The 24,894-nt window shown below is 57.8% G+C and carries 25 protein-coding genes, 1 tRNA gene and 1 pseudogene; 16 read left to right on the top strand and 11 right to left on the bottom strand.

Annotated features, from left to right (window positions below; all coding sequences use genetic code 11):
- Position 1: 1 nt before the first annotated feature.
- Positions 2 to 1,765 carry a 1-deoxy-D-xylulose-5-phosphate synthase gene (locus ADJ74_RS03290; RefSeq protein ID WP_050341857.1) on the bottom strand — a complete coding sequence of 588 codons (1,764 nt, stop codon included), beginning with the start codon at positions 1,763 to 1,765 and terminating at the stop codon, positions 2 to 4.
- Positions 1,766 to 2,032: 267 nt separating this feature from the next.
- Between ADJ74_RS03290 and ADJ74_RS03285 the strand changes: the two genes are divergently transcribed.
- Together ADJ74_RS03285 and ADJ74_RS03280 are read left to right on the top strand one after the other, a co-directional pair.
- The gene (locus ADJ74_RS03285; RefSeq protein ID WP_050344185.1) at positions 2,033 to 2,590 is read left to right on the top strand and encodes an acyl-CoA thioesterase; all 558 of its coding nucleotides are present in this window, start codon (positions 2,033 to 2,035) and stop codon (positions 2,588 to 2,590) included.
- 86 nt (positions 2,591 to 2,676) lie between these two features.
- Positions 2,677 to 2,958 carry an AbrB/MazE/SpoVT family DNA-binding domain-containing protein gene (locus ADJ74_RS03280; RefSeq protein ID WP_050344184.1) on the top strand — a complete coding sequence of 94 codons (282 nt, stop codon included), beginning with the start codon at positions 2,677 to 2,679 and terminating at the stop codon, positions 2,956 to 2,958.
- A 353-nt stretch (positions 2,959 to 3,311) separates the two neighbouring features.
- On the opposite strand, the gene ADJ74_RS03270 is transcribed toward ADJ74_RS03280, so the two are convergent.
- The 5 genes and pseudogenes from ADJ74_RS03270 to ADJ74_RS03250 form a co-directional block, all read right to left on the bottom strand.
- Positions 3,312 to 3,827 (bottom strand): methylated-DNA--[protein]-cysteine S-methyltransferase, encoded by a 516-nt coding sequence (locus ADJ74_RS03270; RefSeq protein WP_009753658.1) that lies wholly within the window; start codon positions 3,825 to 3,827, stop codon positions 3,312 to 3,314.
- Entirely contained in the window at positions 3,824 to 4,999 is a 1,176-nt protein-coding gene (locus ADJ74_RS03265) for an MFS transporter (RefSeq protein ID WP_071844286.1), read from the bottom strand. The genes ADJ74_RS03270 and ADJ74_RS03265 overlap by 4 nt, the downstream gene beginning before the upstream one ends.
- Before the next feature lie 121 nt (positions 5,000 to 5,120).
- The gene (locus tag ADJ74_RS11500) at positions 5,121 to 5,423 is read right to left on the bottom strand and encodes a hypothetical protein (protein WP_050341851.1); all 303 of its coding nucleotides are present in this window, start codon (positions 5,421 to 5,423) and stop codon (positions 5,121 to 5,123) included.
- A 79-nt stretch (positions 5,424 to 5,502) separates the two neighbouring features.
- Positions 5,503 to 5,865, bottom strand: a pseudogene (locus ADJ74_RS11690) (TPM domain-containing protein); the annotation flags it as partial.
- Between the two features lie 57 nt (positions 5,866 to 5,922).
- Positions 5,923 to 6,846: a hypothetical protein gene (locus ADJ74_RS03250; RefSeq protein ID WP_050341847.1), complete on the bottom strand. Its 924-nt coding sequence runs from the start codon at positions 6,844 to 6,846 to the stop codon at positions 5,923 to 5,925.
- Positions 6,847 to 7,521: 675 nt separating this feature from the next.
- Between ADJ74_RS03250 and ADJ74_RS03245 the strand changes: the two genes are divergently transcribed.
- Positions 7,522 to 7,610, top strand: a tRNA-Ser gene (locus tag ADJ74_RS03245).
- A 408-nt stretch (positions 7,611 to 8,018) separates the two neighbouring features.
- On the opposite strand, the gene ADJ74_RS03240 is transcribed toward ADJ74_RS03245, so the two are convergent.
- The gene (locus tag ADJ74_RS03240; RefSeq protein ID WP_253271714.1) at positions 8,019 to 8,861 is read right to left on the bottom strand and encodes an Rpn family recombination-promoting nuclease/putative transposase; all 843 of its coding nucleotides are present in this window, start codon (positions 8,859 to 8,861) and stop codon (positions 8,019 to 8,021) included.
- 166 nt (positions 8,862 to 9,027) lie between these two features.
- On the opposite strand from ADJ74_RS03240, the gene ADJ74_RS03235 reads away from it, so the two are divergent.
- Both ADJ74_RS03235 and ADJ74_RS03230 read left to right on the top strand, forming a co-directional pair.
- Complete coding sequence (locus tag ADJ74_RS03235; RefSeq protein WP_050341844.1) at positions 9,028 to 9,480, top strand: DUF3290 domain-containing protein; 453 nt, start codon at positions 9,028 to 9,030, stop codon at positions 9,478 to 9,480.
- Position 9,481: 1 nt separating this feature from the next.
- Positions 9,482 to 10,111 carry a DUF421 domain-containing protein gene (locus tag ADJ74_RS03230; RefSeq protein ID WP_050341842.1) on the top strand — a complete coding sequence of 210 codons (630 nt, stop codon included), beginning with the start codon at positions 9,482 to 9,484 and terminating at the stop codon, positions 10,109 to 10,111.
- An 81-nt stretch (positions 10,112 to 10,192) separates the two neighbouring features.
- Here ADJ74_RS03230 and ADJ74_RS03225 read toward each other — a convergent pair whose 3' ends face one another.
- Complete coding sequence (locus ADJ74_RS03225; protein WP_050341840.1) at positions 10,193 to 10,639, bottom strand: Hsp20/alpha crystallin family protein; 447 nt, start codon at positions 10,637 to 10,639, stop codon at positions 10,193 to 10,195.
- Between the two features lie 391 nt (positions 10,640 to 11,030).
- On the opposite strand from ADJ74_RS03225, the gene ADJ74_RS03220 reads away from it, so the two are divergent.
- From ADJ74_RS03220 to ADJ74_RS03205, 4 genes are all read left to right on the top strand, one after another.
- Entirely contained in the window at positions 11,031 to 11,396 is a 366-nt protein-coding gene (locus tag ADJ74_RS03220) for an arsenate reductase family protein (protein WP_009753687.1), read from the top strand.
- Between the two features lie 39 nt (positions 11,397 to 11,435).
- Positions 11,436 to 12,419 (top strand): YeiH family protein, encoded by a 984-nt coding sequence (locus ADJ74_RS03215; protein ID WP_040572538.1) that lies wholly within the window; start codon positions 11,436 to 11,438, stop codon positions 12,417 to 12,419.
- 9 nt (positions 12,420 to 12,428) lie between these two features.
- A complete protein-coding gene (locus ADJ74_RS03210) occupies positions 12,429 to 13,073 on the top strand; it encodes a DNA glycosylase (protein WP_050341838.1) in 645 nt (214 codons plus the stop codon).
- Positions 13,074 to 13,241: 168 nt separating this feature from the next.
- Positions 13,242 to 13,730, top strand: a complete 489-nt coding sequence (locus tag ADJ74_RS03205; RefSeq protein WP_050341836.1) for a hypothetical protein — start codon at positions 13,242 to 13,244, stop codon at positions 13,728 to 13,730.
- A 38-nt stretch (positions 13,731 to 13,768) separates the two neighbouring features.
- On the opposite strand, the gene ADJ74_RS11220 is transcribed toward ADJ74_RS03205, so the two are convergent.
- From ADJ74_RS11220 to purB, 3 genes are all read right to left on the bottom strand, one after another.
- Positions 13,769 to 13,957, bottom strand: coding sequence for a hypothetical protein (locus tag ADJ74_RS11220; RefSeq protein WP_157040580.1), 189 nt, complete (start codon positions 13,955 to 13,957; stop codon positions 13,769 to 13,771).
- 83 nt (positions 13,958 to 14,040) lie between these two features.
- Positions 14,041 to 15,327: an adenylosuccinate synthase gene (locus ADJ74_RS03200; RefSeq protein ID WP_050341834.1), complete on the bottom strand. Its 1,287-nt coding sequence runs from the start codon at positions 15,325 to 15,327 to the stop codon at positions 14,041 to 14,043.
- A gap of 25 nt (positions 15,328 to 15,352) precedes the next feature.
- A complete protein-coding gene (purB, locus tag ADJ74_RS03195) occupies positions 15,353 to 16,645 on the bottom strand; it encodes an adenylosuccinate lyase (protein ID WP_006690502.1) in 1,293 nt (430 codons plus the stop codon).
- A 171-nt stretch (positions 16,646 to 16,816) separates the two neighbouring features.
- On the opposite strand from purB, the gene ADJ74_RS03190 reads away from it, so the two are divergent.
- The 7 genes from ADJ74_RS03190 (at position 16,817) to ADJ74_RS03160 (ending at position 24,881) form a co-directional block, all read left to right on the top strand.
- The gene (locus ADJ74_RS03190; RefSeq protein ID WP_050341832.1) at positions 16,817 to 17,554 is read left to right on the top strand and encodes a metallophosphoesterase family protein; all 738 of its coding nucleotides are present in this window, start codon (positions 16,817 to 16,819) and stop codon (positions 17,552 to 17,554) included.
- A gap of 61 nt (positions 17,555 to 17,615) precedes the next feature.
- A complete protein-coding gene (locus tag ADJ74_RS03185) occupies positions 17,616 to 18,926 on the top strand; it encodes a metallophosphoesterase (RefSeq protein WP_050341830.1) in 1,311 nt (436 codons plus the stop codon).
- Positions 18,927 to 19,387: 461 nt separating this feature from the next.
- Positions 19,388 to 20,002 carry a biotin transporter BioY gene (locus tag ADJ74_RS03180; RefSeq protein WP_050341827.1) on the top strand — a complete coding sequence of 205 codons (615 nt, stop codon included), beginning with the start codon at positions 19,388 to 19,390 and terminating at the stop codon, positions 20,000 to 20,002.
- Between the two features lie 17 nt (positions 20,003 to 20,019).
- On the top strand, positions 20,020 to 20,700 hold the full coding sequence (gene bioD, locus ADJ74_RS03175; RefSeq protein WP_050341824.1) for a dethiobiotin synthase: 681 nt from the start codon (positions 20,020 to 20,022) through the stop codon (positions 20,698 to 20,700).
- A gap of 130 nt (positions 20,701 to 20,830) precedes the next feature.
- Positions 20,831 to 22,177: an adenosylmethionine--8-amino-7-oxononanoate transaminase gene (gene bioA, locus ADJ74_RS03170; RefSeq protein ID WP_050341822.1), complete on the top strand. Its 1,347-nt coding sequence runs from the start codon at positions 20,831 to 20,833 to the stop codon at positions 22,175 to 22,177.
- A 112-nt stretch (positions 22,178 to 22,289) separates the two neighbouring features.
- The gene (gene bioA / locus ADJ74_RS03165) at positions 22,290 to 23,636 is read left to right on the top strand and encodes an adenosylmethionine--8-amino-7-oxononanoate transaminase (protein ID WP_050341820.1); all 1,347 of its coding nucleotides are present in this window, start codon (positions 22,290 to 22,292) and stop codon (positions 23,634 to 23,636) included.
- Positions 23,637 to 23,780: 144 nt separating this feature from the next.
- Positions 23,781 to 24,881, top strand: a complete 1,101-nt coding sequence (locus ADJ74_RS03160; RefSeq protein ID WP_050341818.1) for a DUF2939 domain-containing protein — start codon at positions 23,781 to 23,783, stop codon at positions 24,879 to 24,881.
- Positions 24,882 to 24,894 lie beyond the last annotated feature (13 nt).

Below are 24,894 nucleotides of genomic sequence, written 5' to 3'. Positions count from 1 at the left end.
TTTACTCTTTCTTCTTCAGCGTGCGCAGCGTATCCGCCACGATCTGCTCGGCGGTGAGATGATGTTCCCGCGCCAGTTCCTCGGCATTGTAGCGGTCGTGGAACTCCTTCGAGAGGCCGTAGCAGCGCACGCGGATGTGCTCATCCATGCCGTAGTATGCGGCGATCTTCTGCCCGAAGCCGCCCTCGAGCGTACCGTCCTCGAGGGTGAGGATGAGGCGGTGCTTCGCTTTCAGTCCGTTGAGCAGCTCCGTATCGAGCCCCGAGAGGAAGATCGGGTTGATGACCGTCGCGTGCACGCCCTCCTTTGCGAGCTCGGCGGCGGCATCGCTCGCCATCTGTGCGAAGCTGCCTGCTCCGATGATGGCGACCTCCGCGCCCTCCGTGACGGTCTGATAGCGGTTGAGCGCGCTGTAGTCCGTGCGCACGGGGTAGGGGGACGTCTCATAGCCCATGACGGGCACGCGGATCATGACGGGATGTGCCGTCTGCGTCACCGCCCAACGCAGTACCGCCAGGTACTCCTCGAGTCCCGCAGGCGCGAGAAAGACGAGGTTCGGGATGTTCGCAAAGAGCGGGATGTCGAAGAACCCGAGATGCGTCACATCGTTCATCCCATAGAGCGACGCGTAGGTCGAGAGGAAGACGGCAGGGCTGTTGTTGACCGCGACATCCTGCGACATCTGATCGTAGACGCGCTGGAAGAACGTGCTGTACGTACCGAAGATGGGGCGTGCGCCGCCGCGTGCGAGCCCCGACGCCATCGCGACGGCCTGCTCCTCGGCAATGCCCGCATCGACGTACTGCGTGCCGAGCGCCGCGCGGTCGGCGGGCGTGAGCCCGATGCCGCCCATCGTACCCGCCGCGAGGAAGACGAAGTTCGGATTCCTCTGTGCCTCTGCCTTGACGAAGTCCACCGTCGCTGCAAGGAAGGGATCGGTGTACGGGTTCTTCAGCGCGCCCGTTTCAATGTCAAAAGGCATACGGTAGTGCCACGTCTCGCGATCCTCCTCGGCGAACTTGTAGCCCTTGCCCTTCTGCGTATGGATGTGGACGACGACGGGCGTTTGGCTGTCCTTTACCTCGCGGAACGTATCAATCAGTGCCTCGCAGTCGTTGCCGTCGGCGACGTAGCGGTAGTCGAGGCCCATCGCGCGGAAGAGGTTGTTCTCCGCCCTTCCGTTCGTTTCGCGCAGGCGGCGGAACTCCTTATACATGCCGCCGTGGTTTTCGGCAATGGACTGGTCGTTGTCGTTGAAGACGATGATGAAGTTCGTCTGCATCTCGCCCGCGACGTTCAGCCCCTCGAGTGCCTCGCCGCCCGACATCGAGCCGTCGCCGATGAAGGCGATGATGTTCTCCCTGCGTCCCGCGAGGTCGCGCGCCTTGGCAAGACCCGTCGCGAGGCTGATCGAGGTGGACGTGTGCCCGACGTTGAAAAAGTCGTGCGGACTCTCCTCGGGATTCGTATAGCCCGAGACTTCGTCGTACTCCTTTTCCACGAGATACGCCTCGACGCGCCCCGTCAGCATCTTGTGCGGGTAGGACTGATGCGACACATCGTAGACGATCTTGTCCGTCGGTGAGTCAAACACCGTATGCAGGGCGATGATCGCCTCGACCGCGCCGAAGTCGGGGCCAAAGTGGCCGCCGTGAATGCTCGCACGCTTTAGGAGCGCCTCGCGCATCTCCTGTGCAAGCGCCCTGCGCTGCTCTGCCGTATATCCCTTGATGTCAGCAGGCGACGTGATTTTTTCCAGATACAACGTAATCCCCCTTTTCCTGTTTCCCAATCCATTCTTATGGTGATTATACCACCGATGGAGACGCGGGTGTCAAGGCGTATTTTGCGCGTGCGAGCGCTCTCCCCGATCGTTTTCAGCACGTGCCGCGGGGCGTGCTCGTTGTGCAGCTCATCTGAAGGGCGGCTCTTTTTGCCGATCATCTTTTGTTTCCAATGCGACGGTTTTTTTCAGTAAAGTGTGGTAAAATCACTCTGATCTACGTAATTTATGGAAGGGATGGAACAAAATATGAGTGAATGCAAAATGAAGGACAGCCGCATCGTCATCAGCGAGGTCATGATGCCGAGCCAGGCGAACCCGAACGGGAACGTGCACGGCGGCGAGATCATGAAGCTGATGGACTCGGCGGCATACGCGGCGGCGCGCCGTTACGCGCGCTCGAACGTCGTCACGGCACGTGTCGATGAGCTCGAGTTTCACCTGCCGATCCGCATCGGCGACCTCGTCGTCGTGACGGCAGATATCGTCTACGTCGGACACAGCTCGATGGAGATCTCCGTCAACGTCATCGTCGAGGATCTTGACGAGGGCAGCGATCCGCAGCTCGGGCTCTCAGCGTACTTTACCATGGTTGCGCTTGACCGCAACGCACGCCCGAAGACCGTGCCGCCGCTCGAGCTCAAGACCGAGGAGGCGCGTGCCGCCTTCGAGGAGGGCAAACGCCGCTACGAGGCACACAAGGCACGCAAGCGAGGCGTCACTATTCCCACGGGCGGCTGTGTCTGTGACGCGATTGCCCAGCAGGCGAAGGCGTCACGTGAACAGAGAGAGGCGGAGGAGGAGTAAGACCTGATTGATGAGGTGCGGGCTTTCTGCTATAATGAAGGAAGAATCCCTACTTTTCCTACTTTGAGGAGGTGTTCACCGTGGCAATGGCTGTTTCATCAGATACGTTTATTGACAATGCAAAGGTCATGGCAAAGGGGCAAGTGACGATCCCCAAGGATGTGCGCAACATCCTCGGGGTCACAAACGGTAGTCATGTGACCTTCGTGGTGGAGCAGGGCTCCGTGCGGCTGGTGAACTCTGCCGTCTATGCGATGCAGACGATACATCGCGAGATGGGCAGCGTGGGAGCAGATCTGACGGAGGACGATGTCATGGCACTGGTGGAAGAGGAACGCCGCAGAGTGAATCGTGCGCATTCTGATTGATACGAATGTCCTAATTTCTGCAATCCTTGGACATGGGACACCGTATCGTGCCTATGTAAAAGCCGTCACATATCCGCATACAGCGATCCTCTGCGATCAGAATGTCAGTGAATTGAAGCGTATTTTTGCGCGGAAATTTCCGCAGAAGATACCAGCCATGGAACACTTTTTGCAGCTTGCATAAGAGACAATCGAACTCGTTGCCGTGCCGGAACAGATCATCCCGGCAGAACAGCAGATTCGTGATGCGGCAGACCGATCAATCCTTCAGGCTGCCTATGCTGCCAAGGTAGATGTGCTGTTGACAGGGGATAAGGACTTCTTGGCGTCTGGTTTGACGACGCCCCGCATCCTTACCCCCGCAGAGTTTCTACACCTGTAGGAGGGAGCTGTACGCCCTCCAGCCGCAGCAGTGCTTCCTTCTTGTCGAGCCCCCCCGCATAGCCCGTGAGGCTGCTATCTGCACCGATCACGCGGTGACAGGGAATGAGGATGGAGATCGGGTTGCGCCCGACCGCACCGCCGACGGCCTGTGCCGACATCCGCCCGCCGCGTGCGGCGGCGATATGCGCGGCAATCCTGCCGTATGTCGTCGTCGTGCCGTAGGGAATCCTGCGCAGGATCTTCCATACCGCCTGCTGAAATGCCGTGCCGTGCGGCGCGAGCGGCGGCAGAGCACCGGGATCACGCCCCGCAAAGTACACATCGAGCCAACGAGAGACCTCCTCGAACACGGGGAGGTCTTTTTGCGTGCGCGTCGCTGATGCGGCGGAGACATCCTCTGCAAAGTCCAGCTCCGTCAGTGCCGTACCGTTGCTCACGAGGATAATTTTGCCGAGCGGCGAGGAATAGCGTGTCGTGTAGGTCATGCGGATGCGCCCCTTTTCACAGGCGGCAGGAGGAAGGCGAACACAGCGGGGATGAGGGCGATGGCGGCGACGGTGAGGAGTGCCGTCGTGAGTCCCTGTCCATCTGCGATATGGCCGAGCACGGGCGTAAAGACGCCGCCGACACTGACCGCGAGCCCGAGCGTCACGCCTGAGGCGAGCCCCACGCGGTTCGGGAGGTACTGCTGACCGAGCACCACCATCGGGCTGTAGATGAGACTGAGTGACGCCGCAATCGGCAGGAGGAGCAGGGCGGCGAGCACGAGGGAGTGTACCTGCGTAAAGAGGAAGATGCACGGCGGCAGAATCACCGCTCCGATGCGGATCATGCGGTGATAGCCATAGCGGTCGGCGAGCCGCCCGCCGAGCAGCGTGCACGCCGCGCCGATTGCATAGTAGACGCTCAGCACGGCGTTGCCTATCGCCTCCGTCTGTCCGAGCGCCTGAATCCAGTACAGCGCGAGGAAGGTATTGATGCCGAAGAAAATGATCGAACGCCCGAAGACAATGGCGGTCAGACGCAGGAACGAGCTCCACTGATTGACGCCCTGCGGACGTGCCTTTTCCTCCGCCGCCTGCGGTGCAGCGTTCAGCTTGTAGAGCCCACGCAGATGATGGCGGAAGACGGCGCAGATGATGACCTCGGGGATGAGAAAGACGAGCGTTCCCACGAGGCCGAACGTTGTCACGGCGGCGGTCATGACCACAGGACCGAGGGCAAAGCCAAGATTGCCGCCAAAAGAAAAGATGCTGATATTCTTCGCGCGCTCGCCCTCCGCCGAGGCGTGATGCACGAGCCGCGCCGCCTGCGGGTGGAACATCGCCGCGCCCGTCCCGCTCACCGCGACTGCTGCGCACAGAGCGGGGAACGTCGTCACCACACCCGTGAGTGCCATGCCGCCGCCGGCGAGGAGGAGCCCGAGCGGAATCAGCCACGGACGATTGTGTCGATCGGCGAGCTGCCCGAAGATCGGCTGCACCACCGAGCCGACGAGATTTGAGAACAGCACGAGCGTCGCCGCCGTCGCATAGTCGTAGTGATAGGCCGCGATCAGGAACGGCAGCACCGCCGCGAGCGCGCCCTGATTGATGTCCGAGCACAGATGCCCGCACGAGATCAGATAGTTATAGGTCCTTACCCTTGTTGTTGCCACACAAAATGCCCCCTGCCGAATGAGATGCGTTCTATTATAGAACAAAACGGGCACGCATGCTAGGGGGCGTCTGTGAGTTAAGGCATCACCGATAGATCAGCAGGCACATTTATAAAGCCACTCAGTACTTCCCGCCCGTGCCGCCGTGGCTGCCGCCGCCCGAGGAGGTCGATGACGAGGAGGTTTTTGCCTTCGCCGTGCGCACGACGCGCGAGGTGATGTAGTTGTCGTCGCTCTGCGTGAGCTGAAAGCTCTTGTGATCGAGGTACGCATCCGCTGCTGCTGCCGCGGCGATGTTGCTCATCTTGCGGATCAGGAAGCAGCGAACGAGGCAGAAGATGACGAGGGCGAGGAGAGCCGCGATACCGAGTGCCGTCGCATTGAACGCCGTGCGCGGGTCCGTAGGGCGTGCCCTCCTTCTCATAGTGAGTGAGCATCATGTCCGTCGTCTTGGCGTAGGCGGTAAACGCATCCGCATAGCGGTTCTTGCGCAGAGCGGGGAGGAACGCCTCGGTCAGTGCATCCATGCACCTTCCGTCGGTGATGCGCGTGCGCATTTTGCTGCTGCTGGAGATATGCCAGTCGCGATCCTTCGGCGCAATGAGAAGGACGATCGCACCGTTTTCTGTCGTGGGTGCGAGGCGGTCATTGATCTCGTTTGCCGCCAGCGCCGCACTTTTGCCGTGGAGATCCCTCAGCGTATAGACGGCGATACGTGCCCCGTGCGCCGCACTGAGCTCCTCGAGCGCGGCGCTTAGTGATGCCGCCTCATCCGCGGAGAGCAGACCCGCCTCATCCGAGAGGAGAGGAGCACTGCCCTCTGCTGGGGCGGCATTTGCCGATATTGGCAGAGTACATATTGCCATGAGGAGCAGGAGAAGTGCGACTGAGATACGATGTATTGGCTTTGTTATGACACTCTCCTATCCGATGATGTACTTGATGGCGTAGTAGAGCAGCGGCAGCGCAATCAGCGCAGGGATGAGCGGATAGCGGAGTGCCTTGCGACGGTCGATGGGCAGCGAGCCGACGACCTTGCCCGTCTGCCCGTTCATCATGAATGTATAGGGCTGGTTCTCGTAGCACGTCGTGAGAATCCACACGGGCACCATTGCATAGCGCTCGGCGCCGTCCCGCTTTGCGATCTGCGCATTGCCATCGAGACTGCGGCGGTGATAGCCCTTGACCGTGTCCGCGAGGATGCTGACCGCACTCGTGCACACGCGCCGATCAATGCGCGGCGCGGAGGCCTTGGCATCGACATCATATTTGTCCGCGAGATGCCCGGCAAGATAGGCGGGCGAAAAGGGGATGAGCGCGCTGAAGTCAAAAGATTCGATACTCTCCGTATAGTTGTCGTCTATACGATGACTGCCGTCTGCGGGGGCGGCGTGAAATGACATTGTGCCGCTGCGGTGACAGGCGTAGATGCGTGTCTCCGTGATGGTCTCAGCCGAGGTCTCCGTCACATAGTCGGTCTCCGCACGGAACGTCGCACTTGCGTTGACATCGGCATCAAAGAGCCAGAACGGAACGTACATCGACTGGATCTCCTTGATGCGGTTCGCGTCCTTGAATGCATCGGGGAGCAGCCACCGGCCTTGGTAGAACTTCTTGAGCGCGGCGACAGCGTCCTCTTTCGTCTTTTTGAACGGAATGATGACTGCAGGGCGCAGCCGCCCGTGAACCCCGCGGCACAGAGGAACAAACTCACGGAGGACGACTGGTCGGGCACGCGTGGCCTCGCCGAGGACGTACGCTACTACGGTGAGTGGATGAAGCAGCGGGCGTTTGAAAGGATTGGACACCTCTATCCGAAGGTCAAGGATGCCGATGGCGTGGAGCATACCGTTATCGCATGGCTCTGGACAAGGACTGTGAAATGTCCGAATCCTGCGTGTGCTTGCGAAATGCCGATCGCGAGCAGCTTTGAGCTGTCGAAGAAAAAGGGAAAAGAGGCATACATTCAGCCGATTATTGAGGGAACGCATATTCGCTATGAGGTAAGGCAGGGAAAGGGCGCACCAGAGCCGCCGAAGATGGGGCGCGGCGCGAAGTTTCGCTGCCTTTGCTGTGGGGAGATGGCAACGCCCGAGTATATCAAGACAGAGGCGACAGCGGAGCGCATGGGCGCGGATTTGATGGGGATTGTTGCCGAGGGGGTGAATGGACGAACGTATCTGCCCGCTGATGAGGTGCAGACAAATGCCGCAACGGTTCACAAGCCGACGGATGTTCCTGTCCAGCCCTTGGCAAATGCTCCCCGCAATATTTGGTGTACGAACTATGGTTTGGATACGTTCGACAAACTCTTTACGAATCGTCAGCTCCTAGCCCTCACAACGTTTAGCGAGCTTGTTGCCGAGGCGCGTGCGCAAGTTGAAGCTGACGGCGGAAGTATGGAATATGCACAGGCGGTGTCAATTTTTCTTGCGTTATCCACGAACTGGCATATAATGCAGAAAAATTCCTTGCCATGCATTCGCTCCTATGATATAATGCGACTTGTCGCACAGCGGCATGGAGAGGTGTCCGAGTGGTCGAAGGTGCTTGACTCGAAATCAAGTGTGGTGATGAGCCACCGTGGGTTCGAATCCCACCCTCTCTGCCATTGAAAAATAAGGCTTCGTGGAGATTTCCACGAAGCCTTTTCTGTCTCTATTTTTGGGTGAAAAATACGATTTTGGGCACATTTTGGGCACACGAGATTTTGAACATGGATTTTGAGGTAAGAGAAATAGGTGATTATGACATAAAAAACGAGGATGCCGTGCAGCATCCTCGCTTTCCCTTGTGCATCACTTTTGAGGTCTTTACGAGAGGTCTGTGATCTCCTTCTCAGCGGACGAAATAGCTAGTTTTGTCCCTTGTCCTGTGTCATTTTTGCAGAATATCCATGTCTATGGGGCTATCCATACCATGTTATTTACATGGACAGGGCGGACGAGGGGACAACAGCTCGGCGGACGGTGCATCACTTTTTGAAGAAGCGTACGTTGAAAGTGATGCAGACTTCCCCTTAGAGGAGTGCCAGATACTTTGGCTGATCGGTCTTAGCAATCTTCAGCGCGTCCATCGCTGCCTCGGCGGTGATGCCTAGGCTTGAAATGAGGTTTTTGATGCTTTTTATGCGTTCTGTTTCTGCACCGCGAATTTCACCACGAACCTCACCGCGAACCTCTCCTTGTGCCTCTCCGCTCGCAAATCCGTCATCGTAAATTTCTTTCATCACATTGCACATAGCGGCAACCCCCTTTTCGTCTTCTTTGAAAAAGCGTACGCGCTCGGCGAGCACGTCGCTGTACATATCGTTCGGATCACTGCAAAAGAAGTCGTGCATGAGACGTCCGAGCGGGCTTTCACTCTGGCATTCTCCGTTGACGTAGAGAATATGTGTGCCGTCGTTAAATACCTCATCGGTGTCCTCGAATGTTCGCCTCACCGTGTAGAGCGGTTTCCCACGTTTCCAAACGTCATGCTCAGTGATAAAGATGACGTAGGTTTCCGGTAGATCGGGGAAGAGTGTTCCCTTGCTGACCTCACGCGAATCAATCATGCTGCTGTTGAACCTCGCTCGACGGGGATTTGCCCCCTCGTCGCTGCGCTGTATCTCCACATCGTAAATGGTCTCGCCATCGGTTGCAAGTGCGTCAAATCGTACAGCACGTCCGTAGAGATTCGGCACACTCTGCTGCGTGATGACTTCCGTCACACGCAGGCGATCATTGCCCAGCACAGCACGAAGCACGACCTCCATACAGGGAATATTCCCGTCGAAGCAGCTGTTAAAGAACGTGTCATCCATCAACCGAAGCTGTTTGATCTTCTCAAGGTATCGAATTTTCTTTTGTTCCATATCCATGCGCATCACCTCAGATCAAATGATCTACCTATATTTTATAGGGATTTTGTCTTTTTTGCAAGATTGTCATTTCTCTTGCGTGCCAAATCCATACACCGCTAAAAATCCCATTGACAGAAAGCGTTCGGCGTAGTAGCCTGTACGAACATGGAAGGGGGGCGTTTCGTTGCCATTTTATACCTACAGCTATATTGAGCAAGTTGGACAGGCGAGCCATACGGCGTGGTATGTCATTTCGTTCCTCGCGCTCGCTGCGCTGCTTGTTGTGAGCATCAAGTATCTGCGCAGCAGCTTCTCCTCGCGCTATCGCGATCTTGTCGTCCTACTGTTTCTGGCGGTGATCTTTCTCGGCGGCATGCAGTACGGCGACTACAACCGCATGAAGAGCGACCGCGAGCAGACCTCACGCATGGCACAGTTCGTGCAGAGCCTCGGGAAGGATCTCGATGTCCCTGTTAGTGATATCAAGGTGAACTCGACCAATCTGAAGCAGGGCATGCTCGTCGATGTAGAGGGCACGTTCTACGTGATTCATTTCAATGCGGACTTCACGTCGTTTCAGTATGAACGCACGCACCTCCTGCGGCGGGATATACAGATCGTAGATAAGGAGGACTGAGATGATCGTCTACTTACTGGTACTCGCAAAACTCGCTCTCGGTCTGCTCTGTCTCATCGTGCAGATCAACCTCCTCGGCAAGGGCAACCTCGCCCCCACGTCCGCGACCGATCAGGTGCAGAACTACGTGCTCGGCGGCATCATCGGCGGTGTTATCTACAGCAGTGCCATCTCTGTGATTGACTTCCTCCTCGTGCTCGTCGCGTGGACGCTCCTCGTGCTCCTGCTGAAATTTATCAAGGCGAACAACCGCCGCGTCAAGGAGATCGTTGACGGCACACCTGCCATCCTCATCGAGCGCGGCAAAATCCTCATGGACGAGTGCATGCGGCAGGGCCTCCTCGCGCATGATCTCACACTGAAACTGCGTCTGGCGGGCGTCTACTACATCAAGGATGTCAAGCGTGCCGTGCTTGAACCGAATGGACAGCTCACCATCATCCAGTATGGTGAGGAAAATGCGCGCTATCCGCTCATCCTCGACGGGCAGGTCGATGAGGATATCCTTGAGCTCATCGAAAAAGACCACGTGTGGCTGAACGCTGCCCTGCGCGATGCGGGCTACGAACTAAAGAATGTCTACGTTGGCGAATACAAGGACGGCAATCTCGCCATCTATCCATACACATAATTGTGAAAACGGCAAAAAAAGAGCCACGCGAAAGTAACTCTTTCGCGTGGCTCTGCTTATCTATGACAGAAAGGCACGGGATCAGTGGATCTCGATCTGCTTGCGCTCGGGCGCATCTGCCGCCTTCGGCAGGCTGACCTGCAGGACGCCGTCCTTGAACTCGGCGCGGATGTTCACGTCATCGATGCCGTCGATGTAGAACGAGCGGCTGACTTCGCCCGTATGACGCTCGCGGCGGATGTAGTTGCCGTTATCGTCCTTCTCGTCCTTGCTCTCGTTATGCACGGCGGCGATGGTGAGATAGCCGTTCTCGTAGCGGAGGTTGATGTCCTCCTTCGTCACGCCTGGCAGGTCGGCGGAGAGCTCGTAGTGGTCGCCGCTGTCCTTTACGTCTACCTTGAACGAGGACGCGCCCCAGTTCGCTGCGGGGAAGTCATGGTCAAAGAGGGAATCAAAGAGGGCAAACGGATTGTTCTGCTCGCTGCGAGCCAGCCCGCGATGTCCGCCAAAAGGTACAAGTCCAAACATGATGATCAACTCCTTAGATTGTTTTGTCGGCTGATGCACTGTTTGGTATCTGCATCAGTCATGTCATTTTCTTTCTTGGGAAGGTGCTTCAATCACCTTTCGATTGTTATTATACCGCTAAAAGTCAAAAAGTCAATAGGTCAAAAAGAAAAAATTGAAAAATTTTTTTGTAACGATATAATAAAGGAACCACTGATAAAATGAAGTCCCTCGGATTGGCGCAGATTTTTTGTCCGTACGAGGCGGAAAACCGGACGCAGAGAGGGGCTCTGTGGAGGATTTTCTGCCGAAGTGCAGGCAAAAAGATGCGTCAAGATGGCGTGGCTGAGTTTATCAGTGATTCCTGAATAAAGATATATGTTATTTCGTCAATGGAACTGGAGGAAACAATATGGCAGATACGGAAGTTCTTTTTATCGGCTACCCGAAGTGTTCGACGTGTCAAAAGGCGGAGAAATTCCTGCGTGCGCACGGCTGTGCGGCACCGATGCGCGACATTAAGACACAGAACCCGACGGCAGAGGAGCTGCGTGCGTGGCACAAGAAGAGCGGACTGCCGCTGAAGCGGTTCTTCAATACGAGCGGGATGATCTACCGCGACCGCGGGCTGAAGGATACGCTGCCGGAGATGTCGGAGGAGCAGCAGTACGCCGCGCTCGCCTCGGACGGGATGCTCGTGAAGCGGCCGCTCCTCATCACGAAGGACCGTGTCTTGGTGGGCTTTCGCGAGGCGGAGTGGGCGGAGCTGTTTGCGTAGGGGATGATCCCGCAGGCGCGTTTTGAAAGAAGGATTTCGATGAAACGAGAGTACATGGACGGTATCCTCTATGCGATGCTGTTTGCCGTGCCGGCCTACGTGCTGGGGCTGTATTTCCCCATCGTGGGCGGACCCGTGTTCGGCATTCTGCTCGGGATGCTGTTCGCGAAAAAGCGGCGTCCGGAGAAGACGGAGAGCGGCATCCGCTTTACGGGCAAGAAGATTCTCCAGTATGCGATCATCCTGCTCGGCTTTGAGATGAATCTCTTTCACGTTGTGGAGGTGGGGGAGCAGTCCCTCTATGTGATGGTCTTTACGCTCGCGGCAGCGTTCCTTGCGGCGCTTGTCGTGGGACGTTTGATGGGGCTTGATCGCGACATGACGGCGCTCGTTGGTGCGGGGACGGCGATCTGCGGCGGCTCGGCGATTGCGGCGGTTGCCCCTGTGATCGGGGCAAAGGATCGGGATGTGGTGATCTCGATTGCGACGATTTTCTTCTTTAACGTGATTGCGGTCTTTCTCTTTCCGTTCCTCGGGCACACGATGGGGATGTCCGATCAGGGCTTCGGCATGTGGGCGGGCACGGCGATCAACGACACGTCGTCCGTGGTCGCGGCGGGCTACGCGTACAGTCACGATGCGGGCGCGTATGCGACGATTGTGAAGCTGACGCGTACGCTGATGATCGTGCCGGTCTGCCTCTTCTTCGCGCTGCTCGTGATGCGCGGGGCGAAAAAGAGCGGCGCAGGGTTCTCTCTTCGGCGCATCTTTCCGATGTTCGTGCTCTACTTCATCGTCGCGTGCATTGTCAATACGACGGGCATTCTCCCCGCAGAGCTCTCGCATGGGCTGGGGATGCTCGGAAAGTTCGCGATTGTGCTCGCGATGAGTGCGATCGGGCTGAACACGGATCTCCCGTCGCTCGTAAAGAATGGGGCGCGGCCGCTTGCCCTCGGGATGGTGTGCTGGGCGGCAGTGGCGGTGACGTCGCTCGTCGTCCAGCACGCATTGGGGCTGCTGTAAGAGGGGACAATGGGGAATAAAAAGACAACGAATCAAGAAAATACCGCAGCGGATGAACAGGACATCGAGCTGCGGCCGTTCCCGCCGTTTCTGCCGCCGCAGGCGACAGTGCTGATGATGGGGAGCTTTCCGCCGGCAAAGGAAAAGCGGGCGATGGCATTCCACTACCCGAACTTTCAGAACGATATGTGGCGCGTCTATGGGCTCGTGTTCTTCGGTGATGCGGCACATTTTCAGGTGCCGGGGGAGAAGGCTTTTGATGCGGAGCGCATCAAGGCGTTTCTCACGGAGCGCGGCATCGGCTCATGTCCCGGCGTGCGGCGCGCCATCCGCACGCACGGCAATGCGTCCGACGCCTATCTGAAGGTCGTGGAGACGGTGGAACTGCCCGAGATTCTGGCGCAGATCCCACAGTGCCGCCGCATCTGCACGACGGGCGGCAAGGCGACGGAGATCCTCTTTGATCTGCTCACGGCGGAGAAGAAGGGCAAGGATGTCAAGACGGGCGAGACCGTGTCCGCACGCTGCGGCGGTCGTGAGCTCCTCGTCACGCGTCTGCCGTCCACTTCGCGTGCCTATCCGATGAAGCTCGAGAAAAAGGCGGAGGCGTATCGGCAGTTCTTCCGCGCGGCGGGGTTTACGGTGGCGGAGTAGAACGAAAAATAAAAGACAGGTCAACGGCTGTGTTTCATGCCGTTGACCTGTCTTTTTGTAGAAAAACTTCAAAAATATTTTAATATTAAGCAGGAATATGAAGGGGGGTGGAATTAATAGATATGGATGAGAAACACTATGCTTTAAGTTGCAAAGGAGATGTTTGTTATGGGGAAGTTCAAGAAGGCGCTCTTAGGGTTGGTCGGTATTGTTGTCGTCGTCAGCTTGATTGGTGCTTGCGGTGGCGGTGGAAAGGATAAGTCAGACCATGCGAATAAGGGGAATTCAACCACTACCACACAGCAGCAAGAAAAACAGAAGGAATACGCAGAGGCGGATATCAATGTGCTGCTCAGTGAAGCAAAGGATAATGCTGCCTCTGCGAATCAAAATTATAAGGGAGAGGCAGTAAAGATCATTGGTGGACATATCGGTAATATTGATTCGGATGTGAAGTATATTACCATTGATGGCACAGCAGCAAAGTACACGATGATTCACATTCGTTGTGATGTAGATGCTAAGAATAAGGAACTAAAAGATGCTGTTCTGGCATTGAAAAAGGGGCAGAATGTCACGGTGTATGGGACGATAAAGGAAGTCGGGGATATCATGGGATACTCCCTGAAACTGGATAAGGTGGAGTCAGCACAGTAAAAGAAGTACCTGTCTCGTCAAGAGATGAGAAAAATAGCTTATCCAAAATGGTTGTTTCGCAAGGAGAGAAGTGTCTGAGATGCATCCATCAGGATTCCGTTCATGCGGTATTCCTGCTCAGCTTCTGTAATTGCGATATCGATCATACGGGTGAGATGATTTCGCTCTTCTGGGGGGATTTCTTTGGCATTAGTTGATGCTGCTGCTGATGGTTGAGTATTTATCATCTGTGTGTATCCTCCAGTGGACATCTGAATAAGTCAAACGGCACGATATGAGATGATTCATACCGTGCCGTTTTTGTATTCTCTTAGAACAAGTCGTTTGCGAGGATGATGGTCTGCTCGCGTGAGGGGCCGACGGAGATGACGCCGAGGGCAATGTCCGTGATCTCTGCCATGCGCTCGAGGTATTTGCGTGCCTTTTCGGGGAGGTCGCCGTAGCTGCGGATGCCGGAGATGTCCGTCTTCCAGCCCGGGAAGGCTTCATAGACCGGCTCGACCTCGGCGAGGACGTTGAGGCTTGCGGGAACGCCCTTGAGGAGCTCTCCCCTGTACTTGTAGCCCGTGCAGATCTTGATCTCGTCAAAGCCGTCAAGGATGTCGAGACGTGTGACCGCCATGTAGTCGATGCCCGAGAGCATCCCCGCGTGGCGGACGACGACGGCGTCGAGCCAGCCGGTGCGGCGCGGACGCCCCGTGACGGTGCCGAACTCATGCCCCGCCTCGCGCAGTTTCTCTCCGATGGGATTCAGCTGCTCTGTGGGGAAGGGACCCTCGCCGACGCGTGTGCAGTATGCCTTGACAACACCGACGACCTTGTCGATCTTCTTCGGCGCAACCCCCGCGCCGATGGTGACGCCGCCCGAGATGGGGTGTGAGGCGGTGACGTAGGGGTAGGTGCCGTAGTCGATGTCCAGCATGGTCGCCTGTGCGCCCTCGAAGAGGATTTTGCGCCCCGCGGCGATCTCCTCGTTGATGAGGGGGATGGTGTCGGTGACGAGCGGACGCAGACGTTCTGCGTAGCCCTGGTACTCCTTCAGCACCTCGTCATAGTCAAGGGGCTCGTGGTGGTAGACAGCGGCGAGCTCTGCGTTCTTGTTGTCGAGGTTTTTCTTGAGCTTCTTGGCAAACTCTGCGCCGTCCATGAGGTCACAGACGCGGATGCCGATGCGGTCGTCACGGTCCATGTAGCAGGGGCCGATGCCGCGTCCCGTGGTGCCGATCTTGTCTGCGCCGCGCTGGGCGTCGCCGATGCCGTCCATCAGTCGGTGGTAGGGCATGACGACGTGCGCACGGTCGGAGATGCGAATGTTCGATGTGTCGATGCCGCGCGCCGCCATGGCGTCCATCTCCTGCAGACAGACTTCGGGGTCAAAGGCGACGCCGTTCGCGATGATGTTGTGCGTGCCTTTGTAGAGGATGCCTGAGGGCAGGAGGCGGAGTTTATACTCTTCGCCTGCCGCGACGACGGTGTGTCCCGCATTGCAGCCGCCTTGATAGCGGACGACGGTGTCTGCCTTGCTCGCGAGGTAGTCGACGATTTTCCCTTTGCCCTCGTCGCCCCACTGCGTTCCCGTAATAACGATGGTTGACATAATGAGTCCCCCTTATTTCTTCTCCTTAGAGATCAAATCGTGCAAAGATGTCGTCGACGTTGCGCAGGAAGTACTGGTAGTCAAAGCACGCGTCGATTTCCTCCTTCGTGAGGTGGGCGGAGATGTCGGCGTCCTTCTCGACGTTCGTGCGGAAATCCTCCTTGTCGAGCCAGCGCTTCATGGCGTTGCGCTGCACCCAGACGTAGGCAGTCTGACGCAGGATGCCCTTGTTGACGAGTGCCGTGAGGATGCGCTGGCTGTAGATGAGACCGCCCGTGCGGTTCATGTTGTGCAGCATGGCGTCTGGGTAGACGAGGAGCTTGTCCACGATGCCGGTCAGCTTGTGCAGACAGTAGTCCACATTGATCGTGCTGTCGGGCAGGATGACGCGCTCGACGGAGGAATGCGAGATGTCACGTTCATGCCAGAGGGTGATGTCCTCCATCGCCGCGACGGCGTTACCGCGCACGAGGCGTGCCATGCCCGAGACACGCTCGCAGTTGATCGGATTGCGCTTGTGCGGCATCGCCGACGAGCCCTTCTGTCCCGCCTTGAAGAACTCCTCTGCCTCACGGATGTCCGTGCGCTGGAGGTTGCGGATCTCGGTGGCGATCTTTTCCAAGGTGCTCGCAATGATGGCGAGTGTCGTGACGAACTCGGCGTGGCGGTCACGCTGGATGACTTGTGTCGCCAGACGGACGGGCGTCAGCCCCAGTTTTTTGCACGTCAGCTCCTCGATGCGCGGGTTGATGTTGGAGTAGGTGCCGACGGCGCCCGAGAGCTTGCCGACGGAGACGATTTTCTTGGCATGCGTAAGACGCTCGATGTCGCGCTCGATCTCTGCACTCCAGAGGAGGAGCTTCAGGCCGAAGGTCATCGGCTCCGCGTGGATGCCGTGTGTACGTCCGATGCACGGCGTATGACGGAACTCGTTCGCGCGGCGGCGGAGCACGGTGCGGAATTCCTGCAGATCGTCGAGGATGATGGCGGCGGCGTCGCGCATCATGACGCAGTATGCCGTGTCCTTCACGTCGCTCGAGGTGAGTCCCTTGTGGATGTATTTCGAGTCCTCGCCGATGTTCTCTTCGAGGTTCGTGAGGAAGGCAATGATGTCGTGGTCGGTGGTCTTTTCGATCTCGTTGATGCGCGCGACGTCAAACTTCGCCTTTGCCTTGATGTTCTCCACGGCGGCGGCGGGGATTTCCCCCAGTTCCGCCATTGCCTCACACGCAGCGATCTCGACGTTCAGAATGGTCTGCCACTCGTTCTGAATCGACCAGAGATGCCCCATTTCCGGCCGCGTATAGCGTTCTATCATGTGCGTCCTCCTGCCTGAAAATAAACAAATTTATCCTGCACTATCATATATCTCCATGGGACGATTGTCAATGTTATGCGGAGACAGCGTTTTGTATACGGGATATTCTCATGCGGATTTCAGGGTTCTTACGATATAATAGAAATATTTATTGCGGAGGGGGGCGATCGGATGTTTCGCCGGATTCTTGCTGTCGGCGATGTGCACGGGGAGGCAGACGGGCTCGAACGTCTCTGGAAGAAGATTGCGTTTGACGATGAGCGGGATCTGCTCGTCTTTCTCGGCGACTATATCGACCGCGGCGCCGCGCCTGTCCGTGCCCTGCAGTTCGTGCAGCGGCAGGTGGAGAAGTACCGCAATGTCCACGCACTCATGGGCAACCACGAGGCGATGATGCTCAGCTATATTGATGCGTATGGACTGGGGCGCACGATCATGGGGCACTTCGATCTCTGGCTGGCGAACGGCGGCAGGATCACGAGAAAGCAGCTTGCCGCTCTGCCAAAGGCGGAGGCGGAATCGCTGACGGCATTCGTTCGGTCACGCCCAATTTCCTTCCGCACATCGCATGCCGATGAGGACATTCTCTTCGTTCATGCGGGTGTGAATCCTGCGGCGGAGGACTGCCGGGAGGATATGCTTTGGATTCGTGAGAAGTTTTTCGCGGGGTATCACGGCAGCACGCTGGTTGTTGTCGGACATACGCCGACGCAGATGCTGCGGCGCGGCGGCGCAGCAGTGCCGCTCTTTTTGCCGAACAATATCATCGCCTGCGACACGGGCGCGTATCTGCCCGGCGGACGCATCAGCTGTGTGGACGCGGCACACTATCTGCGCCTGCGAGCGGGCGGTCATGCACTCACGGCGGGAGAACGCGCATCCTGCTATATGCAGGCGGAGCGCGGGTAAGGCTCGTGTGATTCCTTAGATGTATCAGAGATTCCTTTATATAGGAGAGAGGAAGAAGTTGATGGAAAGGAAAAAGACGTTTACGCGCCGTACGTTTATCAAGGCGGCGATAGCGGCGGGGACAGCCGCTGCAGGCGGTGCGGCGCTCTGGAAGCTTGCCGGTATGGAGTGGCTGCGCAGGAAGGGTCTGCATCCCTTTCCCAATATTCTCTATATCGAACGCCTGCGGCAGATCATCACCTCGGATCCCGGGGGCAGCCGTGTCCTCATGTGGGAGACCGATGCAGACGGGATGGATCAGATGGTCGAGATACGGGCGGAGAACGCGGAGGAGATACGGCGCATCCCTGTGAACGATACGGGCTTTTCCGATGATGATGTGATGGTACATCAGTATACGGCGGAGATCGACAAGCTGATGCCGGGAGCGAAGTATAGCTATCGCATTACGGCAAATGACGGAGCAACAGGCTGGCAGGACCTCTGCACTCCTGCTGCTGATGCATCGTATAAGATGCTGATCTTTCCTGACAGCCAATCAAGTGACTATGCGGACTGGCAGCAGATGGCGCATCTCGCGTGGGCACGCAATACGGATACGGCACTTTTTGCCTGCCTTGGTGATCTCGTTGACAATGGCGAGGATCGGTTTCAGTGGACAGAGTTCTTTAAGGGCATAGATGAGATGGCCCATGTGATCCCAATGGTGCCTGTTATGGGGAATCACGAGACCTACGACCGCCAGTGGCAGACGCGCCTCCCTGCCGCATATCTGAACTACTTTCAGACCCCGCGCAACGGGAGTAAAGAATTTGAGCGGTATTACTATTCCTTTGACTACGGAGACGTGCACTATGTTGTGCTCTGCACGCAGCAGAAGGAGATCGACGGCTTTAAGAGCGGGCTGGTCGAGGAGCAGCTCGCGTGGATCCGCCGCGATCTGAAGGCACACCGCAAGAAGTGGAATATCGTCCTCATGCATAAGGATGTATTGCAGTACCGTATTCAGGGACGCCCTGAGCGCAGTGAGGGTATTGATGAGCAGATCGGCCGGGTGTGGATGCCCGTCTTTGACGAGCTGCTCATCGATGTTGTTTTCACAGCGCATCTGCATACCTATCGCAATCGCGGGCATATCTACGCGTTTGTCAAAACGCCGGAGCAGAAGGGACCACTCTACATCCTCACGGGTGTTGCGGGGAATGTGCGCTATCCAAATCTCTGGATCGACCATGCCTTTGACGAGGTGACGCTTCCGCAGCCGGAGACGGATAACTATCTCACGATGGAGGTCCGGGATGATCGGCTTGAGATCGCGTGTTTCCTGTCCGACGGCACGGAGATGGATCGCGTGAAGGTGACGAAACAGTAAGGGAGTCGCCCGCTCCGTGGAAGGGGCAACGTGGAACTGTTCCACGCCCCCCGTCGGCTCGCTACGCTCGCCCCTCCGTAAACGGGAGAAGCTGCTATGGCGTTTTTTATCCCAAGCCTTCCCCGTTATCACGGGGAGCGGTCAACGTCAGCCAATCACACATCGCTGTCGCTCGTGTTCTTGGGACGTTTTCCCATACGACCTATTACCCAATCAGCTTCGTCCTGTGGACTTGCTTCTTGGACAGGTCAGCAAGGGGGACCGCGCAAGCGGTGGAAGGGGCACATTAGGGACTGCTATGCGAAGCTTGCAGCTTCGTCAGCAGTCCCTCTTTCTCTCTGTAATTGATATACAATCTTAGTAAACCAATGCACAATATTCAGGTTGACAATGAATAAAATAGCGAGTAAGATAAAGCAAGTCTATGAGTCTATCAGTTTTTACGGAGGTATCTGAAGATTATGAAGTTACGTGAAGTAATCCTATGCGGGCTGTTTATCGCGCTTATTACGGTCGGGACGTTCGTGCGCATCCCTGTGGGTACGGATGTCTACACGCTGCAGTTCCTCTTTACCCTGCTCGCGGGGCTGATGCTCGGTGCGCGGCTCGGTGCGCTCGCCATCGGCACGTATGTACTTATGGGGCTCGTGGGGATTCCCGTGTTCGCCTCGGGCGGCGGCCCTGCCTACGTGCTTCAGCCGACGTTCGGCTATCTCGTCGGGTTCATCCTGCAGGGCTGGGTGACGGGCGCGCTGGCGCGCCGCGGCGTGCCAACGTTCCGGCGTGCACTTGCCGCGTGTGCAGCAGGCATGGTGGTGCTCTATGCCCTCGGCATCCCGTATTTCTACTTCATATCGAACTACATTATCGACGCGCCGATCGGTTTCTGGGTGGCGGTCTGGTACTGCGGCGTGCTGCAGGTTCTGCCGGACTTCCTGCTCTGCGTCACGGCGGCGTACGTCGGGATTCGCCTCTACAAGGCGGGGCTCTGGATTCGTGAGACGCAGGAGACGCAGACGCGGAGCACGGCTGCCGTGCAGGGGGCAGCCGTGCATGCGAATCGCATGGATGGCTGACGGGAGGCGCATCATACGTGGGTAAGGCGTTATTTGTCACGGGAACGGGGACGGACATCGGCAAGACGTATGTCACGGGGCTGATTGTGAAGTGTCTCCGTGACGCGGGATTTGCGGCGGGCTACTATAAGGCGGCACTCTCGGGCGCGGAGGTCGCCGCGGACGGTACGCTCCTGCCGGGTGATGCGCTCCATGTGGCGCGTGTCGCGGAGCTCGATGCGGCGGATGTCACTGTCTCCTATGTCTATCGCGATGCGGTCTCACCGCATCTCGCAGCGCAGATCGAGCACCGCCCGATGGATTTTGCAAAGGTGGCGCAGGACTACCGCCGCGCAAAGGAGCGCACGGACTATCTGACGGTGGAGGGGAGCGGCGGCATTATCTGCCCGCTGCGCTGGGACGGCGATGAGCACGTCGTCCTTGACGATCTTGCCGTGCGGCTGGGGCTCTCTGCCCTCGTCGTTGCTGATGCAGGGCTCGGAACGATCAATGCCGCTGTGCTGACGGCAGAGCATCTCTATGCGCGCGGCATTCCCCTGCGGGGCTTTATCTTCAACAATTGGCAGGGCGGTCTGATGCAGGAGGACAATGTGCGGATGGTCGAGGAGATCACGGGAGCGCGTGTCTTGGCGTGTGTGCCGCACGGCGCGGCGGAACTGCCGATGAGGGCGGATGCGCTTGCCGCGCTGTATGAGTAATGTGTGTTTTGGGAAGCACTGATCAATTCAGCCTGCGGCTCTTGACGCCTCTTTTTCCCGCATTTCGGCGGAAAATCTACGCCAATCCGAGGGGCTGTTTTATCCGTGATTCCGCAGGAGGAGAGCTTTTATGCCGACGATTGAGGAGCGTGACCTGCGCCATATCTGGCACCCGTGCGCGCAGATGAAGGACTATGAGCAGCTGCCGCCGATGGTGATCGATCACGCAAAGGGGGCATGGCTCTACGATGTGCACGGCAAGGGCTATCTCGATATTATCAGTTCGTGGTGGGCGAATCTCCTCGGACATACGAACGAGAAGATCGATGCGCGGATTACGGCGCAGCTGAGGCGGCTCGAGCACGTCGTCTTTGCGAATTTCTCCCATCGTCCCGCGATTGAGCTTGCAGAGCGGCTGGCGATGCTCGTGCCCGAGGGACTGACGAAGTTCAATTTCAACGATAACGGCTCGGCCGCTGTAGAGGCGGCGCTCAAGATGGCGTTTCAGTACTGTCAGCAGACAGGGCGTACGAAAAAGACGCGGTTTATGTGCCTTTCTGAAGGGTATCACGGAGGGACAATCGGTGCGCTCTCCGTGGGGGGCGTGGATCTCTTTGCCGAGATGTACAAGACGATGATGATGGACACTATCCATATCGAGGCACCCGACTGCTATCGCTGCCCCTATGGGGAGACGCGCGATACCTGCTCCTGCGCGTGTTTTGAGCATGCGGAGCGTGCCTTTGCCGCACACGGACACGAGACGGCGGCGATGATCGTCGAGCCGCTCCTGCAGGGGTGCGCGGGGATGCGCATCTACCCCGAGGAATATCTCAGAAAGCTGCGCGGCCTCTGCGACGCATACGATGTCCTCCTCATCGCTGACGAGATTGCGACGGGATTCGGGTGCACGGGACGGCTCTTTGCGTGTGAGCGTGCGGGCATCACGCCCGATCTCATGTGCCTCTCAAAGGGGCTGACAAGCGGCTATATGCCTACCGCGATCACCGTCGTCAAGGAAAAGATCTACGACGCGTTCTATGCAGACTGGAGCGAGGGCAAGGCGTTCATGCAAGGTCACACGTATGCGGGCAATCCGCTCGGCTGCAGCGCGGCGCTCGCCGTGCTCGACATTCTCGATGAGGAGAATGTTCTGGAGCGGGCGGAGGAGACAGCATCGTGGCTGACTGCGCGCATGACGGAGACGTTCGGTGCGCATCCGAACGTCGGTGAGATCCGCCACATCGGGCTGATTCATGCGGTTGAGCTGGTCGAGGATCGCGAGGCAAAGCGTCCCTTTGATCCCAGTCGCCGCCTTGGCTACACGATCTATCGCCATGCCCTCCGGTACGGGCTGCTCCTGCGCCCGCTCGGCGACGTGCTTTACTTCAATCCGCCGCTGAACATCGGACGTGATGACCTCAGCACTGCCATCGCATGGATGAAGGCGTCGATGGATGAGGTGCTGGGGGCATAGGAACTCTGTAGAGGAAGCTGCCGCACGAAAGGAAAAACTTCGTGCTTTGTGTGTAATGTGTGTTTAGGAAAGCACTGCGTGTATCAGTGCTTTCGTAGGAGGGGTCATTTTTATGCCGACAATTGAGGAGCGCGACCTGCGCCGGATTTGGCATCCGTGCGCGCAGATGAAGGACTATGAGGAGCTGCCGCCGATGGTCATTGACCACGCAAAGGGGCCATGGCTCTGCGATGTACACGGCAAGTCCTACCTCGATATTGTGAGCTCTTGGTGGGCAAATCTCCTGGGGCATTCCAACGAGAAGATCAACGCACACATCAAGGCGCAGCTCGACCGCCTCGAGCACGTGATCTTTGCAAATTTCTCACACCGCGGCGCGATCGAACTTGCCGAGCGTCTGACGGCGCTTGTGCCCGAGGGACTGACGAAGTTCCACTTCAACGACAATGGTTCCTCTGCGGTCGAGGCGGCGCTCAAGATGTCCTTCCAATACTGCCAGCAGACGGGGCGCACGAAAAAAATTCGCTTCATGTGCCTCTCGGAGAGCTATCACGGCGAGACGATCGGCGCGCTCTCGGTGGGGAGCATGGATCTCTTTGCCGAGATGTACAAGCCGATGATGATGGACAACATCCATATCGAGGCGCCCGACTGCTACCGCTGTCCCTATGGGGAGACGCGCGGCACCTGCTCCTGTGCGTGCTTTGAGCATGCAGAGCGTGCCTTTGCCGCGCACGGGCACGAGACGGCGGCGATGATCGTCGAGCCGCTCCTGCAGGGGAGTGCGGGGATGCGCATCTATCCCGAGGAATATCTCAGGAAGCTGCGCGCCCTCTGTGACGAATACGATGTTCTCCTCATCGCCGACGAGATTGCGACGGGGTTCGGACGCACGGGACGGCTCTTTGCGTGTGAGCGTGCGGGGATTACGCCCGATCTCATGTGCCTCTCGAAGGGGCTGACGGGAGGCTATATGCCCATGTCTATCACCGTTGTGAAGGAGAAGATCTACGAGGCATTCTATGCCGACTGGAGCGAGGGCAAGGCGTTCATGCACAGTCATACGTACGCGGGGAATCCGCTCGGCTGCAGTGCAGCGCTCGCCGTGCTCGACATTCTCGATGAGGAGAATATTTTGGAGCGGGCGGAGAACACGGCGGCGTGGCTGACTGCGCGCATGACGGAGACGTTCGGTGCGCATCCGAACGTCGGTGAGATCCGTCACATCGGGCTGATCCATGCGCTCGAACTTGTCGAGGACCGCGCGGAGAAACGGCCCTTTGACGGAGGGCGGCGCCTTGGCTATGCGATCTATCGCCGTGCGCTCCGGCACGGGCTGCTCCTGCGCCCGCTCGGTGACGTACTTTACTTCAATCCGCCGCTGAACATCGGGCGCGACGATCTTGACACGGCGATCACGCGGATGAAGCAGTCGATGGATGAGGTGCTGGGGAGATAAAGAAGGATGGCGGACTGCTGTACGAAGGGCGATGAACCTCGTACGGCAGTCTTTTTCGTAGAGAGTAATTTTCACTGATTGAACGGGGGACGTATTCCATGCTATAATAGCATCATTCGAATTCGTGCAAAGGGAGGTGTGGCAATGCCGCTGGATGAGTTTGCGTGGCGCGTGCGCCTCGCACGCCGACGCAGGGCGAGTCAGCGTAAGTTTCGCGCGGCAGCAGGGGTGATCGTCCTGGCGATCGCCGTCCTCGCGTGGTATCTCGGCTACTACATACAGCGTCCCGCCTACGCTCTCGAGCAGGCGGCGGCAGCGCTCACCGCGCATGATGCGGAGGCGTTTCAGCGGCGCGTGAATATCAATGCTGTAACGGCGGCGGGATATGACGATCTCACCTACGTCCTCTTTTCGGGCGATACACATCTGAAGGAAAAAGAACGAAATAAATCGGGAAAGTTCTACGAGAGCATCAAGGACAGCGTCGCAGGCGGGATGGCGCAGAGCATTTTGACGGCGGTCGGGAGCGGGACGTGGCCGACCCCTGAGGGCGTAGACCCGCTGAAGGGACGCCAGCTCGGCATCGACTTTGAGTATCTCATGGAGTGCAGCCACCTGCGCGACACGACCCTCCTGCACATCGACAGCGTTGTGCGGGACGGGAGCACCGCAATGGCGAACATTACCGTGCGCGACGAGGGGACCGACCTAGAGTTCCCCCTGCAGCTGCGCATGGAGCGCGGCGATACGGGCTGGCAGGTCGTGCGCATCGTGAACTATCGTTCCTATCTCGAGGCAGTGCAGAAGGCGGCGGCGAGCAACCTCGGGCGCTACATCGACGCGACGCGCCCGATTGTCGACCGCTATAACGGCGTTTTCCGCTCGAAACAGCGGGAGTTCCGCAATCTGACCGAGACGGAGCGCAGCACGTATACGACGGTCTACCGCAAGTCACTGACCCATCTCCTGCAGGACGACATGATCCCCCTCCTCAAAAAGTACCAAAAGGAGCTGGATGCTGTGGACGTTCCGAACGGCGCGCAGTACCTCGCCACACAGCGCAAGGCGGCGACGGAGGCGTTCATCGGCGCGTATGAGAGTTTCGTCAAGGGGCTCAACGGCGGGACGCCCGAGGACTTCGCACGGGCGGAGACCCTGCACAAGATGGCGCTCTCCTATGATCTGCGTGTCGGCGACATGATTCGCCGCGGTGCGGTGAGTGCGGAGACGCCTGCGACACCGTGAAAATGGATGAAAA

Origin of the sequence: Selenomonas sp. oral taxon 478 (assembly GCF_001189555.1) — a bacterium.
GTDB classification, from domain to species: domain Bacteria; phylum Bacillota; class Negativicutes; order Selenomonadales; family Selenomonadaceae; genus Centipeda; species Centipeda felix.
This window is presented reverse-complemented; position numbering and strand designations above follow the sequence as displayed.